The organism is Pseudomonas sp. 8 R 14, from assembly GCF_900005955.1.
Taxonomy (GTDB): domain Bacteria; phylum Pseudomonadota; class Gammaproteobacteria; order Pseudomonadales; family Pseudomonadaceae; genus Aquipseudomonas; species Aquipseudomonas marginalis.
On record NZ_CVTH01000075.1, the window covers coordinates 272,890 to 290,368 of the forward strand.

The following is a 17,479-nucleotide window of genomic DNA, read 5'->3' on the forward strand; positions in this document are numbered from 1 at the left end:
CAGTTCGTGCAGACCTGATTGATCTGGAGCCCCATGCGTATGCGCCCGGTTGTCGAGCGTTTGAATTACGGATAATCCAGCGTAAAAGTAGAAGTCGCGGTATAGCTGCCGTGCCCTATGGTCTGGTCCCTGATGGCCATCGGCTCCCCTTGCACGTAGGCTTTGAGTTCGATGACATTGCTGCCATTACTCAGTACCTGTTCGTCGCTGGTTTTATTCAGCGGCAAGGGCTTGTTACCCAGCGTCTCTATACCGATCCCGATACCGGAGGCGCCGCTTCCACCATCGAGTGCGAGCAACCCCGGAAGCTCCCGGTTTTCTACGCCGCCGAACGTGATAGTCACCGTGTCGCCGATGGTGGTGTCGCAGTCCTCCAGGTGCAGCTTGAAACCTTTGCCCACCGAACGCGTATTGATGTAGAGGTGCTTGCTGGTCAGGTCCCAGAGTTCCAGGCTGATTGCCTCGTCACCCGGGCGGATGGTGCAGGCTTCTTCAACCAGGTTGCCCTTGAAATTCAGGTTATCCGCCGCGTGTGCTTCGCAGATCAGGCCGAGGGCCGGCAGGCACGCCAGCACGGCGTACAGCCTGGCCCTATGAACAGTTTCATGTCCCATATCCAACTCCTACTGGTACTCGGCCAACAACGTCGCCACCGCGGTAAACCTGGCGGGGGCAAGCGTTGCACCGGGCTGTTTGACCGGCACGACTTCCAATACCGGCGGGGAAGACAGGGTGATGTCCAGTGGCGTATTGAGTCGAAACGGCAGGTTGTTTTGGAATATCCGAATACCCAGGTCAGGTGCACTGGTCTGCAATGCCGCGCCGTCGAACGTCGTGGGGGTACCGTTGACACTCAACTTGAGTACCCACGGGAGCGTGTCGACGCCACAATTGATGGTGTAACCCACCCCCCGGCGATATTTCACCCCATCGACCCGCTTGACCCCCACATCCCCAAAGTCGACTTCAATCTTGTTGCCCGCATCAATGGTGCAGGGCGGGGGCTCGTTAAGCGTTCCGCTGAACGTTACGTTGGCCGACGCACTATGGCAGAGGCCGATGGAACACAAAGCGAGCAAGGCTCGCTGCTGCCAGCATGTCATTGCGCGCTCCTCATCACTGGTAATCGATCACGAAGGTGGCGGCAGCGTCGAATGCGCCTCCCACCAGCCGGCTGCCCGCGCGCTTGACAGGCACCGCCTGCACCACGGGAAAGTTCGGATAGGTAAAATTCACGCTCGAATTCAGCGCCCAGTCAGCGCCATTGAGCGACAGCTTGACCCCCAGGTCCGGGTTGCGGGTCGAGAGCACACGCCCATCGAACGAAGCCCCGGTCCCCCTGAGCTGGAGAGTCATCGCGTTACTGAACGGGGCGTCACAGGTGACGGTGTAAGGCACGTTGCGACGGTAGTTGACCCCGTCGATCCGTGACGTAAGAAGGTCATTGCCAAAAGGCACATTGAGCGTACCGCCGCCATTGATGACGCAGGGCGGAGGCGCAATGATGACTGCGCGGATGATCAGGCTGGTCTCGGCCTGCGCGCCTTGACTGACCGCCCACAACAGGCCCCCCACGATAAGAATGGCCCGCGAGCCGACTGACTTAGCCATTGTTTTGCCCTTACTCATAACTGAGCCTGAAATCCACCACGGCCCGAAACGCTCCGCTGGTCAACGGCGCGGAGGTACGCGTGGGTTGAACATTCCACGTCTGGGTCGTGCTGCCCTCGCTCAGAAACAACGGTTCGCCCTTGAAGCCCAGCTGTACATCGCGCCCCAGGGCATCGGTCAACCGCAGTCCCATCCCGGTGATGCCTTGCACTTTGACCAGTCGTGGGTCGTCGGCATCGGCAGGGGCAACAAACGTCACCGACAACACCGGTTGGTGAGCGCTCCATGCCAGGTTCCCGGTACGTTCGCTGCGGATACTGCCTGCGGTGCGCTGGCAATCCTGAAAACGCAGTTGAAACGGCTTCGATGGGGCCTGATCGCCAGGTCGTTGCAGCTGACTGGCAGACACGGCGCCCAAGTCGACCGTTTGATGCAACGATGTCATCTCCAGCGTGCAAGGGGACTCATGCATGGATCCGGAAACGTTCAACCGGCCACGCTGGCCATCGATTCCATCGTCATCCTCGGCGCCCGCGCGCGTTGCCAGGACCAGTAACACACAGCCCAGGACTTTCACGTTGTGCAACTTCATGACGCTCTCCCGCTGCAGGCTGCTACTCATTAGGCGTCGAGACTTGCAAGTTCACCTTGCATGTTTCGCCCGTGCAGGTGAACGCCAGTAATGGACGCCCGCCGTAGTCATTCACGTAGGCCAGGTAGGGTGAATTGCCCAGCGCTTTGGCCGTCGGCCCCAGGGTTTGCGTGCCTTTAGGCGGGATCATCACGGGCTCGAAACCCGGCACGGTCTTGCCGTCTTTGCTGCTGCGAGCATCCACCAGAGACACGTAGTAAGGCGTAGGGTTGTTCACCTGGTAACGGTCGCCCTGGCGGGTCAGGGTCAGCTTTTCCTGCCAGGGGTTGGACAGGTCTTGCTGACTGGGAGCGATGGCCTGCGGTCGGTAGAACAATTTAATCCGGGTCTGCAGCGCGATTTGCAGGGTGTTGGATTTGTCGCTGCGCGGTGGAATCTCCCGCAGGTTGAAGTAGTAGACCGTCTCGCGATCCTGCGGCAACGACTTGGCCGCCGGCAACGCCTGCACTTTCACCTGGCTTTGCTTGCCGGGCTCCAAGCGTTGAACCGGCGGCAGCACGATCAAGGGCGAGGTGATCTTGTTGCCCTCCTCGTCCTCGATCCAGCCTTGGGCCAGGTACGGCAGTTGGGTGTTGTTATTGGTGATATTCACGCTGGTCGCATCCTTGCCACCGTCAAAAATCACCCGGGTTCGGTCCAGGCCAACCGCGGCGCCGGCACTCTGGCTCAGACCCAGAGCCAGCAGTGCGAAGACCAGGAGTGTGGGGTGCGTATTGAGCATCATCAGGCGTTGTTCTCCGTATCGGTACGCTTCCCGGTCAGCGCTGCTGGCTCGGGTGAGGATTGATCAGTGGCTACGCTCTGGCAGCGCAATTGCAAGGCATCGGTCAAACTGTCTGCGGGCAGCGCGACGGGCAGCGTGAGCAGGCAGCGTTCGATGCCGCCCCAACTGACGATCATTTGCTCACCGGCCTGAATACCGCTCAGGTAAACAGCGCCACCGTCGTTCACAATCCCGGTGTCCTGCTGTTTGGTGTTCTTCACCGTCGCGCCGAAGGGCGGTGCACTGCCATCCGGCAGGCGCAGGACAGCCATGGCCTTCTCACCGGCAATCACGTCCAGGGACCGATAACCAATGGCCCCTTCGGTAAGGGTCAGTTGGGTCACCGATTGAGTGGCTTCAACGTTGCTCGGCAGGTTCTCCAGGTCGACACTGGCGGCCGTACGCTGGTAGCTGCTGATATCGGAAATCACTGCCTTGCCGAACGCGTTGGTGCGGGTCGATGTGCCGTAACCACGCACAGGCACATCGGGCACACCTCCGGTGTCGAGCATCAGGCGGGTGCCACCGGTGCCATTGGTTCGGTGCAGCGCCGCACCGTAGGGCGTGAGCGTGCCGCCGCCGCGAATGGATGCACTGAGGGTCCTGCCACTGCCTTCCTGGGTGCTGGCGCTGAGATCGATGTCGGCCTGGTCGCCGATATGACTCAGATAGCCGCTGGCGGAGCGGTCGCTTGCATTGAGCTGGTAACTGTTGCGCTCATCGAGGCGATCGCTGTAGCGCGTCGAGAAACTCTCTTTACCCGAGGTCCTGTTGGCGTCCAGCGACAGGGTGCCGCTGCGCCCCAACGGCAGGCTGACCGTCAGCGCCATTCCGTTATCCTTGTAGGCATACTCCTGGGTGCGAAACATGTTCAGGGACAGGCTCATGTTCCTGACGGTTCCCACATTGAAGTAGCGCGACATCGACAGGTTCCAACGCTGAGTGTCCGGGCGCCCCCAATACGTCTGCTTGTTGTAGCTGGCGTAGACGGTCGCCCCAAGGTCACGAAACTGCTTGTTGAGCGTCACCGTATACAGGGCCTTGCTGTCGCCAATCGGCTTCCAGCCCTCGATGTATTCACCGCGCTCGATCCCGCCGCGCTCACCGTTCAACCCGTAATGACGGGCGTCCAGGTACTCGCTCATGCTCAAGTAGTTTTTCTCGGAAAACCGGTAACCGGCAAACGTGACCTGGCTGTCGTACTGCTCGAAGTGCTTGGAGTATTGAAGGCGGTAGGATTTGCCCGAGAATGTCTGGTTCCACACACTGGCGTGGGACTGGGTGGCATCCAGCGATACGGCGCCGAACGCCAGCAGGTCGCGACCGACCCCGACAGACAATGCGCGGTAGTTGTTATCCGTTATCCCGCCGCCAAACAGCGACCAGCCATTGCTGATCCCCCAGGAGAATTCGCCGGTGCCGAAAACGCTGCCGTTGGCACCGTACTGAAGATCGGACGGGCGCCCGGTCGCCAGCTTGTATCGAACGTGCCCAGGACGTGTCAGGTAGGGAACGCCTGCCGTATCGATCTGGAAGGTCTGAACCGAACCGTCCTGCTCCTCGACCCGCACATCCAGAGTGCCACTCACGGCGTCGCTGAGGTCCTGAATGCGATAAGGGCCTGCGGCGACCAGCGTTTCATACAGCACGCGGCCCTTCTGGCTGATGATGATTCTTGCGTTGGTCTTGGCGACCCCGACGACTTCCGGTGCGTAGCCACGCAGGTTGGGTGGCAGTTGGCTTTGATCCGAGATCAGCGAAGCCCCGGTAAAACGGAAGCTGTCGAAGATGTCCGAGTACAGGTAGTCCTCTCCGACCGTCAAGCGTGCCTTCAGTGCAGGCACTGCGCGATAGGCGTAGTAACGACTCCACTCCAACTGTTGTTGATCCCTGGGTGCCCCCTCCACGCCTTTCTCGATCCGCCCCTGCCAGTCGGCCCTCAGGCGCCAGGCCCCGGCATTGGCGCCAAGGGTTCCGTTACCACTGAGGTTGTTGCGGGTGCCGTCATTCTTTTGATAGCTGGACTGCGCCGTCATGTTGTAGTCAACCAGCAGCCCCGGCACCCCCTCATCCCACCGGGACGGCGGATCCCAATGGATGGCGCTGTACTCGAGGTAGGCCTGGGGCAGGTTGATGTTCAGTGTGGAGGTGGCCAGGTCGCCACTGACCTCCATGCCAGGCAAACTTTCGGTATCCAGGCACTCGCCGTTTTTCCACCATTTGAGTTTGGCCGCGTCCGACGCCTTGAGACCCAATTGATCGACAAGATCCAGCGATAAACATGCCTGGCTGCCTTTAGGGTCATTATCGGGGGGATAGAAAGCCACCGATTGCTCAGCAATGGGCTGGGCATTGATCTGCACTACCATCGAATAGGTGCCCGGCAGAATAAACCCGCTGCGGGCAAACTGAGACAAGTCAATATTAGTGCGATCACTCAGATCAAGAACATCAGTATTAAACTCAATATCCCCAGCAGCCAGTGCAGTGCCTGCCAATGATATCAACCCGCCAAAAAGGCTTGGGCGCAGCGTATTTTTGACCTTCGCTGTATTTAACATGCAAGCAACCCATCAACGTTCAAAAATATTCCAACTTGAACCGCACGGCAGTACGGTGGGCTCCGGCCACTATGGGCAATCCGTTACCGACAAAATGAAGCGTGTAGTGCAGCGTCATATCGCCTTCCGTTAACGGATGTGGAGTCATCGGCTGACCCGGAACACTTAACTGGCCAGCGGAATCCTCAATATTCATCGCAACGCCTTGGGAGCCACCAAAGACCGCAAAAGAACGACCGCCTCTGTCGGTGGGGCCGTCAAACGTCACCCGAAGGTGCTGCCAGTCGGGCAGCGTCACCCCTGGACGGGATGGATCGGTACGACTCAAGGTGCAATTGACCAGGCGCAACTGGAAGGACTGGTCCTGGCCCCTGGCGCGCCGCAGGAACCGGCCAATGGGCTCGGGGTCCGTATCGATGGTTTGATCGACGCTGACCAACTCCAGCCCGCAGGCCGAGTCGACGACCTCTCCTCCCAGCGTGACAAGCCCATCACCTTGAGCAGGCTCCTGGGCAACCACCCCAGGGCTGATGAACATCGCCAAAGAAGAGGAGATAGCGAGACTTATGAATGTTTTCACCTGTGCCTCCACCAGCCTCCCCCGCCACGCTGGGTGGCGGGGGAAAACGCTTACTGATAAGCCAAGGTGAAGTTGGTCACCGCGCTGAAGTCGCCTGGCACGATGTCGCCCGTGGCAGCGCCTTGTACATAGGCACCGAACTCCAGCGTGTTGTCACCGGCGGCAATCACTTGCGGCGTGGTAGCCACGCCCAATTCAACGGGTTTACTGCCATGGGTCATCATGATGCCCACATTGCCCGCGCTCCCGACGGTGCCCAGTGCACCCGGCACAACGCTCGATGGCGCTCCGGTGAAGGTGGTGGTCACGGTGTTATCGGTGAGACCCGCCAGGTCGCAGCCCTCAAGTTCAATCAGCAGGCGACGCGGCTCGGACTTCCCGCCCGCTTGCAATTGATGTTTGGCGATCGCGCCAAGGGGAATGGTCTGATCGACCGAATCAGGCTTGATAGAGCAGGCACCCGAATGGACCGACCCCAAGAACGTGACAGTTCCGTCCGCCGCCTGGGCAACGGACATCGACCCCACCAACAGCCCGATAGAGAACAGCGCGGTTTTCATTTTAGCTTTCATTTATAGATGCCCACATTAGTAATAAACGTCGTTTAAGTGATTCCGCCGCCGTGGCGCACAGAATTCCTCTATTTATTCCAATTACTTGTATTGCAAACCAGCTCATTTGAAGCCAGGCGATTATCCCGACCAGATTCCAAAAACATAAGTCGGCCAGTTCTTCTAATTACGTAGCCCTGCAACACTTAGACACATAGGAAAAACATGGCAAATTGCCAAAACTTTAAAAACATCCGTAAGAATTGGACTACATCGGCCTTAGTTGCAAAAGCTTGTCTTCAGATATAACTGTAAGAGAGGGATTACACTCAACGAAAAATAACAATATTTACTGGAGCACATCAACTAACGTGTTGATAAGTGCGCGACGTGGCGAAACACCGCTCAATGGAAAACCATGGACGGTGCGCAGCGGGGGGAATGACGAGGCTTAAAGCCTGGGAGAAGGGAGTTGCTCCCTGCCCAGAGATCCGTACAGGTTAAATTCGGGGTGACTTCAAGGTCTTGTCCAGGCCGACCGCCGCCAGGGCAACCAGCACGAACCCCAGCAGGATCCCCCCGGCATTCACAAACACTTGTGGATAACCCAGGGTGCCGACATCGATGAACGGGTACTGGTACTGCCCGAGCAAATCCCCGCGCAGCAGCACATAGCCGAAGTACACCAGCGGGTAGATGACCCACAGGCCAATGTGCTTGAGGTGCAACTGGCCCTTGGGCACGCAGCGCCACCAGTACAGCACGAACAGCAGCGGCATCACGTCGTGCAGCAGTTCATCGGCGATCCATTGAAAGCCTTCGGGCTGCCACAGATGCCGCAGCAACAGGCTGTAGGCCAAGCCGACCACCACGATGCTGACGGCGATGCCGCTGCTGACGCCGGGGGCGAGGAAAAACCGCCTGGCTGCAGAATCGCGCTTCACCCACGCATAGCTCAGCACCACCGCTGCCAGGGTATTGGTCAGCACCGTGAAGAAACTGAAGAAGTTGATCAGCCCGCCGAGCAGACTGGCGCCGGACTCCCAGCGCGAATAGAAAATCAGGTATTGCTGAATCGCCAGGCCCACCCAACCGGCCAGCGCCGCTGCCGCCACATACCGCTTCATGAGGTCAATCCAGCGGGCGTTTGGTGCGCATCAGCTTGACGTACAAGCCTTCGACCTTCTCCCGCGCCCATGGGGTCTTGCGCAAGAAAGTCAGGCTCGACTTGATGCTCGGGTCGCTCTTGAAGCAACGGATATCAATGCGTTCGGCCAGGCCTGCCCATTCGTAGTGTTCCACCAGGGTGGTGAGGACGTGTTGCAGGGTCACGCCGTGGAGGGGGTCGTTGTTTGTCGCGGTCATGCCGGGCCTATGAAAAAGTGCTCACGAAGGCGCACACCTTATCACTCCGCCCTGGCAGGTAAAAAAAGTTCCCGCTCCCGGCAAAAAAAGAGATGTTATATTGTAACTATAAATCTCAAATCTTTTCGTCGTTTTGCCAAGGAATGTCCGATGTCCCTCTCCTCCCTGTGGCGCTTGTCGCCGCTCGCCGCCGCCCTGTTGATCAGCTCGGAAGCCCACGCCCTGGAACTGCAACCCCAAGTCATCACCGGCAACCCGCTGGGCAGCGAGCAACTCGCCTCGCCGACCACCGTGCTGGAGGGCGATGAGCTGACCCTGCAACAAAAAGGCAGCCTCGGCGAAACCCTGAACAAGCAGCCGGGCGTGTCCTCCTCGTACTTTGGCCCAGGCGCCAGCCGGCCGATCATTCGTGGCCAGGACGGCGACCGTATACGCATTTTGCGCAACGGCGTGGGCGCGCTGGATGCGTCGTCGCTGTCCTATGACCACGCGGTGCCGCTGGACCCGGTCAACGTCGAACGCATTGAAATCGTACGCGGCCCGGCAGCGCTGTTGTATGGCGGCAGCGCCATCGGTGGCGTGGTCAACACCTTCGACAACCGCATCCCCACCGAAGCCATCGAGGGCATCCACGGCGCCGGTGAATTGCGTTACGGCGGCGCCGATACCACGCGCAGCAGTGCGGGCAAGCTGGAAGCCGGCAATGGCACCTTCGCCTTGCACCTGGACGCCAACGCGCGGGAATTCAACGACCTGAAAATCCCCGGCCAGGCCCGCAGCCGCCACGCCCCGGACAGCGATGACGCACCCGGCAGGAACGGCCGCCTGGGCAACAGCGACGGGCGCCAGGACGGCGGTGCGGTAGGCGGCTCCTACACCTGGGACGACGGTTACGCCGGGCTGTCCTACAGCAACTACGACAGCAACTACGGCTCGCCGGCCGAGCAGGAAGTGCGCATCCGCATGAAGCAGGATCACTACGCCTTTGCGTCCGAGATCCGCAACCTGCAAGGCCCGTTCACCTCGGTCAAACTCGACGCGGGCTACACCGACTACGAGCACCGCGAAATCGAAGGCGGCGAAACCGGCACGATCTTCAAGAACAAAGGCTATGAAGCCCGCGTCGAAGCGCGTCACCAGCCCGTTGGCCCGTTCGATGGCGTGGTGGGCGCCCAAGTAACCCGCAACGAATTCTCGGCCCTCGGTGAAGAAGCCTTCGTGCCGCAGACCGACACCAACGCCGGCGCGCTGTTTATCCTCGAAGAAATGCAGGCCACCGAGCGCCTCAAGCTCAGCCTCGGCGGGCGCCTGGAGCACACCAGCGTCGACCCGGACGCCAAGGGCAACGCGCGTTTTGCCGGTGCCGACAAGACCAACGACTTCACCGCCGGCAGCCTGTCGTCCGGCGCGGTGTATACGCTGACGCCCATCTGGTCCCTGGCCGCGACCCTGGGCTACACCGAGCGCGCGCCGACCTTCTACGAGCTGTATGCCAACGGCGCCCACGTCGCCACCGGCACCTATGAACTGGGCGATGCCAACCTGAAAAAAGAAAAGGCCGTGTCCAGCGACCTGGCCCTGCGCTTTGACAATGGCACGCACAAGGGCAGCTTCGGCGTGTTCTACAGCCGCTTCTCCAATTACATCGGCCTGCTGGGCACGGGTCGTACGCTGAACGATGAAGGCGAAGAAGACGCGGATGGCATTCCTGAGTACGAATATTCCGGCGTGCGGGCACGTTTCGCCGGCTTCGAAGCCCAGGATCACATCAAGCTCGGCGAAGGCGCCTACGGCAAATTCGCGCTGGAGCTGTCAGGCGACTACACCCGCGCCACCAACCTCGACACCGGCGAAGCCTTGCCGCGCATCGCCCCGTTGCGCTTGAACAGCGGTTTGCTGTGGGAACTGGACCGCTGGCAGGCACGCATCGACGTCGAACACGCCGCTGGCCAGGGCCGTGTGCCGGATAACGAAAGCGGCACCGATGGCTACACCACATTGGGCGCGAGCGCCGGTTATCACTTCAATGTCGGCGGCAGCCAATGGCTGGCGTTTGTGAACGGTGAAAACCTGACCAACCAGACCGTGCGCTATGCCAGCTCGATCCTGCGCGATATCGCGCCGGCACCGGGACGCAGTGTGCAATTGGGCATCCGCACCACCTTCTAAACACACTGAAATTCCCCTGTGGGAGGAGGCTTGCCCCTCCCACCGTTATTTGGCAGCGACGATCTGTCACTGTTACCAAATCGGAAATGATGCATCTTGCGATTTGCGCTTTCTCTCGGCGCGTCCGCGCTTTATCCTTGTCGGCAATAAACTGAAACGTTTCACTTCCCCGGTCGATCCTATCTTGCTGATTATTCCTGCCCACCAAGACAGCGCTGTCTTACACCGACCCGCGCCTGGGGATAAATCGCCCGCCTGTGGATAACCCCCGCTTTCCCCAGAAAAACCGAATTAACGCTGAACCAAGCCCGTGCCGAATCGTCATCTACAGTGAATGAAGCACGGGGTTACACAATTATTCCAACGTCACGGAGAAACACACTATGAGCACTGATGGTGCTTCGAGCCCAAGCCGCCTGCTGCCCAGGCTGCTGGGGATCTTGCTGCTGATCATGGGCTTGGCCTTGCTGGCCGGCGGCGTCAAGCTGAGCCTGCTCGGCGGGTCGCTGTACTACCTGCTGGCCGGTATCGGCATCACCCTGACCGGCCTCCTGCTGCTGGCTACCCGCCGCGCAGCGCTGGGCCTGTACGCGCTGGTGCTGTTCGCCAGTACCGTGTGGGCCTTGTGGGAAGTCGGCCTGGACTGGTGGCAGTTGGTGCCGCGCCTGGCGCTGCTGTTCGCCCTGGGCATCGTCATGCTGCTCCCGTGGTTTCGCCGTCCGTTGCTGCGCGGCCAACCTGCCCCGCTGGGCACTGGTGCGCTGAGCGTGGCCGTGGTGCTGGCCGGTGCAACCGCCCTGGCCAGCCAATTCACCAACCCCGGTGAAATGGTCAAGACCGGCCAACTGGACCGCGACGCGGTACCGGGCATGGCCAGCGCTGCACCGTCCCAGGCCGATGGCGACTGGAACTCCTATGGCCGCTCGGCCTACGGTGATCGTTACTCGCCGTTGGCGCAGATCACTCCGGAAAACGCGCACAAGCTGGTACCGGCATGGACCTATCGCACCGGCGACATCCCCGGCCCGAACGATCCAGGCGAGACCACCGCGGAAAACACCCCGCTGAAAGTCAACGGCATGCTCTACGTGTGCACGCCCCACAGCCAGGTGATTGCGCTGGACCCGGACACCGGCAAGGAAATCTGGCGCTTCGATCCGAAGATCAGCAGCCAGGGTGCCGAGAACTTCAAGGGTTGGGCGCACATGACCTGCCGTGGCGTGTCGTATCACGATGACGCCGCCTACGCTTCCGAGCAGAGCCCGACCGGCAGCGCCAGCCCGGCCGCCGCGCCGAATGCCTGCCCGAAACGCATCTTCGTGCCGACCGCCGACACCCGCCTGATCGCCCTGAACGCCGACACCGGCAAGATGTGCGAAGACTTCGGTGACAAAGGCCAGGTCGACCTGCGTGCCAACATCGGCAGCTTCGCCCCAGGCGGTTACTACTCCACTTCGCCACCGGCCGTGACCAAAAACCTGGTGGTGATCGGTGGACACGTCACCGATAACGTCTCCACCGACGAGCCCAGCGGCGTGATCCGCGCGTTCGACGTACACACCGGCAAGCTGGTGTGGAACTGGGACAGCGGCAACCCGGACGACACTACCCCGTTGGCCGAAGGCAAGACCTACACCCGCAACTCGCCGAACATGTGGTCCATGTTCGCCGTGGATGAAAAACTCGGCATGCTCTACCTGCCGATGGGCAACCAGATGCCCGACCAGTACGGCGGCGATCGTACCGACGATTCCGAGAAATACGCTGCGGGCCTGACCGCCCTGGACATCGACAGCGGCCACGTGAAGTGGACCTTCCAGTTCACTCACCATGACCTGTGGGACATGGACGTCGGCGGCCAGCCGTCGCTGATCGACATCAAGACCGAAGCCGGCGTGAAGCAAGCGGTGATGGCGTCGACCAAGCAAGGCAGCATCTACGTGCTGGACCGCGCCACCGGCCAGCCGGTGGTGCCGATCCACGAAGTGGCCGTGCCCCAGGGCGCTGTCGCGGGCGACCGTACTTCCCCGACCCAGCCGAAGTCCGAGCTGAACTTCATGCCACCGCCCCTCAAGGAGCGTGACATGTGGGGCGTGACACCGTTCGACCAACTGCTGTGCCGCATCGATTTCAAATCCATGCGCTACGACGGCCCGTTCACCCCGCCATCGCTGCAAGGTTCGATCGTTTACCCAGGTAACTTTGGCGTGTTCGACTGGGGTGGTATTTCCGTCGACCCGGTACGCCAGATCGCCTTCGTGAACCCGAGCTACATGGCGTTCAAATCCAAGCTGATCCCGGCGGCCGATATCGCCAAGCAAGGCCCTCGCGTCAGCGAAACCCAGGGCGTGCAGCCGAACAAAGGCGCGCCGTACGGCGTGATCCTCGAAGCACTGCTGTCGCCCCTGGGCCTGCCGTGCCAGGCACCGGCGTGGGGTTATGTGGCCGCGGTCGACCTGACCACCCACCAGACTATCTGGATGCACAAGAACGGTACCGTGCGTGACAGCTCGCCGGTTCCTGTTCCGCTGACCATGGGCGTACCGAGCTTGGGCGGCACCTTCACCACGGCCGGTGGCGTGTCGTTCCTCAGCGGTACCCTCGACCAGTACCTGCGGGCCTATGACGTGAAAAACGGCAAGCAGTTGTGGGAAGGCCGCCTGCCAGCCGGCGCGCAAACCACCCCGATGACCTACACCGGCAAGGACGGCAAGCAATACGTGCTGGTCGTGGCGGGTGGTCATGGTTCCCTGGGGACTAAGCAGGGTGACTATGTGATGGCGTTTAAACTGCCGGATTAAGCAAGACTGGCGGTAAAACAAAGGCGGCTACCCTCAACAGGTAGCCGCCTTTTTCATGTGTGATGCAGGACTGAATGTGGTGTTCAGCAGACTAGTGCTCGATCACTTCTCCACGCATCGCAGCCAGCCGGGCAATCAATCGATTTTGCACCGCTACCGCAATGCCCTCGCGGTCCATCGCCTTGATCAAATCCTCCACCAACGCATTAAAGTCACTGCGGCTCACGTTCTGGCCCTTGTGACTCTCGGCCATGCTGTCACCGGTGTAGGTGCACGGCCCGCCTGCCTCGACGCAGAACTGTTCGATCAACTTGTTGCGCAAACGCTGGATATCGATGCGTCGGAAGCGTTCGACAATGCGCTCATCGCGGGCAATGTTGAGCAGCATGCCTTCGACAATCCGCGTGATGCCGGGCATGGCGCCGAGGTCGCGGTACAGGCTGTCGTCCTTGGGCGGTTGCTGGGCGCAGGCGCTGAGCAGCAGCACCAGGGCGATGGGTAGAAAGCGCATCAGAAACTCCCCTGCACCGACAGGTAGGTGCCGTTCTGGTTATCCAAGGTCGCGATTTCGCCGAGGCGGGCGTAGGCCAGCACAAACGACAGGTGTTTATTGGGAAAGTAGCCGACAAACACATCGGCCCAGTCGCTTTCGCCGGCGAACGACAGGTTGTCGGGTTTCTCGCGGTACTCCACGCCCACCGCCCAGCGCGGGTTGAACAGCAGCGCCAGCGAGCCTTCCTTGAGCAGGCTGCGGCTGTCGCGACGGTCGCCGCCAAAGCCGAGCAGGCCGGTTTCGTTGGCGCGGCTGTAGCGCAGGCTGGCGTTGACCAGCACGTTGTAGCCAAACGCGGCGCCCATGAACAAGCGGCTGGCGGCGAGGTAGCCCTCCACATCGCTGTCGCGCTTGGCGCCGACCAGGCTGGGGATATCGAAATTGGTCTGGTGCTTGTATTCCAGGCCGAGGGACACCTGCGGCAAGCGGTCGTAAATCACATCACCGAACAGGCGAACCTTCACGCCCAGTACATCCTGGCCGAGGTTGTCTTCGGGCAGGTTGAGCTTATGCACCAGGCTACCGAGGTCAAAGCGCTGGCGGGCGAAAGACACTTCGACCCGGTTGTCATAGGCCAGCGCCAACCCGACCACGTCCAGCCGATAATCCGGCAGGTTGACCGTGGTGGCGAACGCCGTGGCACCCCACTCATGCTGTTCGCCGTAGCCGGTCAACACCGCCCACGGCGTGATCCCACCGCCGGCCGTACCCTCGATGCTGCTGGCACCGCCGGTGGCGATCAGGCGACCGTTATCGGCCAGGGTGGTTTGCACCGTCAGGGCGGCCAGGCAGCCGATCACTAGAGAAAGACGCACGTCAGCCACTCAATGAACCAGGGAAGTTTGCGCACTGAGGGGCAAGGCCACCCAGGCTTCGAAAGCGTCGGCGCTCAAGGGCCGGCTGATCAGATAACCCTGGGCCGTATCGCACTGCCAGCGTTCCAGAAGACGCAGGCTGTGGGCGTATTCAACGCCCTCGGCGACCACTTTGAGGCCCAGATTGTGGCTCATCTCGATGGTGGAACGCACGATCACTGCGTCTTCACTGGTTTCATCGAGGTTGCGCACAAAGGATTGGTCGATCTTCAATTCTTGCACCGGCAAGCGCTTGAGGTGCGCGAGGGACGAGTAGCCAGTGCCGAAGTCATCCACCGACAGGCTGATGCCGCAATCGCGCAGCAGGTGCAGGACTTTGAGGGCTTTTTCCGGCTCGCGCATCACCGCGCTCTCGGTGATTTCAAACACCAACTGCTCCGCCGGCAAGTTATAGCGCCGCAACAACGCCGAGACGCGGTGAGCCAGCTCATCGCCGAGCAAGTCGTCTGCCGAGATGTTCAACGACAGCTGCAGGTACAGGCCACGGCGGTTCCATTCACACAACTGACGAATGCCTTCCTCGATCACCCAATGGGTCAACAACTGGATGCTGCCCGAGCGTTCGGCCAGGGGGATAAACTCCGCTGGCGAGACCATGCCGAACTGCGGGTGCTGCCAGCGCAGCAAGGCTTCGGCCTGGCGCACATGGCCTTGGCGAATGTCCAGCTTGGGCTGGTAATGCAGCAGCAGTTGGCCCTGGTTGGGCGCGTGACGCAGGTCGCGGATCAGGGTGATCTGGCGGCGGTGCGCGAGGTCGCGGCCCTGCTCGTAGATTTGCAGGCGGCCGGGCATTTGCGCGGCGTCTTTCATGGCGATGGCTGCGCGCTCGAGCAAGGTGTGCGGGCTTTCGCCATCGGCCGGGAATGCCGCGATGCCCAGGCGGCAGTCCAGCGCCAGGTCATGGCCGTTGATGCGCTGGGGGCGCAGCAACAGTTGCTGGAGTTTGTCGGCCATGCCCACCGCCTCGTCGCTGCCGGCGCCTTCGAGCAGGAGCAGGAACTCGTCGGCAATCAAGTGCGCCAGGGTATCGCCGGGACGCAACACCGCCTCCAGGCGACGACTGACGGCCAGCAGCAATTGGTCCACCGCATCCGGCCCGGCGGTTTCGCTGGCGGCGCGCAAGTTGTCGATGCCCAGGTAAATCAGCGCGACCGGCCGATTCAACGCAATGGCGCTGCCCAGGCGCTCCATGGCCAGCGCGCGGTTCGGCAGGCCGGTGAGCCGATCATGCAGGGCGTTGTGGGCAAGCTGCTGTTCGCGCTCGGCGATCCCGCTTTGCATGGAGTTGACCGCATGGGCCAGCAAGCCCAGTTCGTCGCTGCGGGCCAGGGCCACCGGCGTCTGATAATCGCCCTGGCCAATGCGTTCGGCCGCCAGGGCCAGCGCCTGCACCGGGCGCGATACGGTGCGCGCCAGCAACAAGGCGCCGATCAACGAGGCCAGCAATGCGATCAATGCGATACCGAGGATCTTTTCATCCAACGGCACAAAGGCCTGCATCGCCGCATCCAGCGGGCTTTGCAGCAAGGCCAGGATCTTGCCGTTTTCATCACTGGCCAAGACCAGCGACTGGCTGAGGAAGCTCTGCTCCAGATGATCGGTGGTGGACACGCCACGGCGCGTGGAATCGCCCTGCATCAGGCTCAGGATACTCCCGCGCAGCGCCTGGGGCTGGGTGGTGACCAACTCGCCGGGCTGGTCTTTATCAATCGCCAGGAACGACACTTCGAGGTTGCTCAACGAACGCAACTCATCGGCGAACACGCCGTCCATGCTGAAGCCCATCACCACCCGCGCAATCGGCAACGGCGCCAGCACCGAGGCCTCCACCAGCAGGTGCGGCTTGCCTTGCAGCGGCACGATCAGCATGGCCTGGCGATTGCGCCGGGCTTCGCGCAGCGATTGGTCATAGTGGAAGGTCGAACCTTCGGGCACTTCGCTCAGGGTGCTGGCCAGGACTTTGCCGTCCATGCCCAGCAGGATCATGTCGCTGGCGTTGATGCGCTTGCCGTGGTTGAGCAGCACCGAGCGCATCGTCGCCGAATCGCCACTGGCCACCGCATCACGAAAACCGAAGTCGGCCGCCAGCAATTGCACGCCGTCGGCGAGGCGCCGGCCGCGTGCGTCCAGCAAGCGCTCGAACACCCGCGCGCCCACGTCCAACTGGGCCAGCGCCTGGCTGCGCACCGCCGAGCTGGTGGCGGCCTTGACGCTGAAGTACAGCGCACCGATCACCACCAGCAGCAGCAGGATCAGAACGCTGGCGACCCGCGCCTGGAAACTACTGCGCAGGTTCACGGGCAGCTCGGTTGAAGGCATCGCCAAAGGCGCTTGGCATCGGTGTGGGTGGAAGATCTTCGGACGCGGGCTCAAGGGCCAGCACCACGCGGTGGCTCAGGCCGGCGGCGGGAACATGCAGGGTGCCGCCATCCAAGGGCTGCATATTCGCCAATTGCGGATGCCACAGGGTGGCGTGGTAATCGCCGGGAGGCAGTTGCTCCAGGCGCACCTGGCCCTGGGCATCGCTGACGCCAAAGTGCGGATCGTCGGTGACGTAGATATAGCCGAGCATCCAGTCATGGATATTGCAGCCCAAGACCACCACGCCGGGCTTGTCGAACAGCAGCGGCTCGCTGGGCGTGCCTTCATACAGGCGCAGTTCGAAGCGTTTGGCCGCGGAGAAGGAATACACCTGGTGCCGGATGTTATCGCTGTTGGGGAAACGCACCTGGGTGCCGGTATGGACCGCCAGCACATGTGGGGCAAAACGCTGGCCACGTTGGTCCATATTGGCCTTGAGCACACCGGCAGGCGCGCCTGCCGGGCCCTGGAGGGTCACGACTGCATCGGCAACCGGGCTGCCATCGGCCTGGCGCATCGAGACCTCAAGCGTGGCCGCCGACGCGGGGCATGCCACTGCCAGCACCAGCGCTACACGGGATAAGAAGTCAGTCATTCGAGCCATGGGATATCCGCAAAAAATGGAAAAAGAGCGGCC

General features: G+C 61.4%; 16 protein-coding genes. 2 read left to right on the plus strand and 14 right to left on the minus strand.

Annotated features, from left to right (window positions below; translation table 11 throughout):
* Positions 1-65: 65 nt before the first annotated feature.
* The 10 genes from BFQ01_RS19785 to BFQ01_RS19830 all read right to left on the minus strand — a co-directional run bounded on the left by BFQ01_RS19785 (position 66) and on the right by BFQ01_RS19830 (position 8,083).
* On the minus strand, positions 66-614 hold the full coding sequence (locus tag BFQ01_RS19785) for a fimbrial protein (protein ID WP_065926567.1): 549 nt from the start codon (positions 612-614) through the stop codon (positions 66-68).
* A gap of 9 nt (positions 615-623) precedes the next feature.
* Positions 624-1,103 carry a fimbrial protein gene (locus tag BFQ01_RS19790; protein ID WP_065926568.1) on the minus strand — a complete coding sequence of 160 codons (480 nt, stop codon included), beginning with the start codon at positions 1,101-1,103 and terminating at the stop codon, positions 624-626.
* A 13-nt stretch (positions 1,104-1,116) separates the two neighbouring features.
* Positions 1,117-1,611 (minus strand): fimbrial protein, encoded by a 495-nt coding sequence (locus BFQ01_RS19795; RefSeq protein ID WP_065926569.1) that lies wholly within the window; start codon positions 1,609-1,611, stop codon positions 1,117-1,119.
* Positions 1,612-1,621: 10 nt separating this feature from the next.
* The gene (locus tag BFQ01_RS19800; RefSeq protein ID WP_065926570.1) at positions 1,622-2,203 is read right to left on the minus strand and encodes a fimbrial protein; all 582 of its coding nucleotides are present in this window, start codon (positions 2,201-2,203) and stop codon (positions 1,622-1,624) included.
* A gap of 22 nt (positions 2,204-2,225) precedes the next feature.
* The gene (locus BFQ01_RS19805; protein WP_065926571.1) at positions 2,226-2,987 is read right to left on the minus strand and encodes a fimbria/pilus periplasmic chaperone; all 762 of its coding nucleotides are present in this window, start codon (positions 2,985-2,987) and stop codon (positions 2,226-2,228) included.
* Positions 2,987-5,587: an outer membrane usher protein gene (locus BFQ01_RS19810; RefSeq protein ID WP_176718756.1), complete on the minus strand. Its 2,601-nt coding sequence runs from the start codon at positions 5,585-5,587 to the stop codon at positions 2,987-2,989. The genes BFQ01_RS19805 and BFQ01_RS19810 overlap by 1 nt, the downstream gene beginning before the upstream one ends.
* A gap of 19 nt (positions 5,588-5,606) precedes the next feature.
* Positions 5,607-6,167 carry a fimbrial protein gene (locus tag BFQ01_RS19815; protein ID WP_065926572.1) on the minus strand — a complete coding sequence of 187 codons (561 nt, stop codon included), beginning with the start codon at positions 6,165-6,167 and terminating at the stop codon, positions 5,607-5,609.
* Between the two features lie 50 nt (positions 6,168-6,217).
* On the minus strand, positions 6,218-6,727 hold the full coding sequence (locus BFQ01_RS19820) for a fimbrial protein (protein ID WP_065926573.1): 510 nt from the start codon (positions 6,725-6,727) through the stop codon (positions 6,218-6,220).
* Positions 6,728-7,218: 491 nt separating this feature from the next.
* Positions 7,219-7,845: a Pr6Pr family membrane protein gene (locus BFQ01_RS19825; RefSeq protein ID WP_065926574.1), complete on the minus strand. Its 627-nt coding sequence runs from the start codon at positions 7,843-7,845 to the stop codon at positions 7,219-7,221.
* 4 nt (positions 7,846-7,849) lie between these two features.
* Positions 7,850-8,083, minus strand: a complete 234-nt coding sequence (locus tag BFQ01_RS19830) for a VF530 family protein (protein WP_027604640.1) — start codon at positions 8,081-8,083, stop codon at positions 7,850-7,852.
* 150 nt (positions 8,084-8,233) lie between these two features.
* On the opposite strand from BFQ01_RS19830, the gene BFQ01_RS19835 reads away from it, so the two are divergent.
* Positions 8,234-10,252, plus strand: coding sequence for a TonB-dependent receptor (locus BFQ01_RS19835; RefSeq protein WP_065926575.1), 2,019 nt, complete (start codon positions 8,234-8,236; stop codon positions 10,250-10,252).
* Between the two features lie 383 nt (positions 10,253-10,635).
* The gene (locus tag BFQ01_RS19840; protein ID WP_065926576.1) at positions 10,636-13,053 is read left to right on the plus strand and encodes a glucose/quinate/shikimate family membrane-bound PQQ-dependent dehydrogenase; all 2,418 of its coding nucleotides are present in this window, start codon (positions 10,636-10,638) and stop codon (positions 13,051-13,053) included.
* Positions 13,054-13,144: 91 nt separating this feature from the next.
* Here BFQ01_RS19840 and BFQ01_RS19845 read toward each other — a convergent pair whose 3' ends face one another.
* The 4 genes from BFQ01_RS19845 to BFQ01_RS19860 are packed head-to-tail and all read right to left on the minus strand — an operon-like array spanning position 13,145 to position 17,446.
* Positions 13,145-13,564, minus strand: coding sequence for a group I truncated hemoglobin (locus tag BFQ01_RS19845; protein ID WP_065926577.1), 420 nt, complete (start codon positions 13,562-13,564; stop codon positions 13,145-13,147).
* Positions 13,564-14,421, minus strand: a complete 858-nt coding sequence (locus BFQ01_RS19850) for a DUF3034 family protein (protein ID WP_065926578.1) — start codon at positions 14,419-14,421, stop codon at positions 13,564-13,566. The genes BFQ01_RS19845 and BFQ01_RS19850 overlap by 1 nt, the downstream gene beginning before the upstream one ends.
* A 9-nt stretch (positions 14,422-14,430) precedes the next feature.
* Positions 14,431-16,779 (minus strand): bifunctional diguanylate cyclase/phosphodiesterase, encoded by a 2,349-nt coding sequence (locus BFQ01_RS19855; protein WP_065926603.1) that lies wholly within the window; start codon positions 16,777-16,779, stop codon positions 14,431-14,433.
* Positions 16,763-17,446 (minus strand): methylamine utilization protein, encoded by a 684-nt coding sequence (locus BFQ01_RS19860; protein ID WP_083221283.1) that lies wholly within the window; start codon positions 17,444-17,446, stop codon positions 16,763-16,765. The genes BFQ01_RS19855 and BFQ01_RS19860 overlap by 17 nt, the downstream gene beginning before the upstream one ends.
* Positions 17,447-17,479 lie beyond the last annotated feature (33 nt).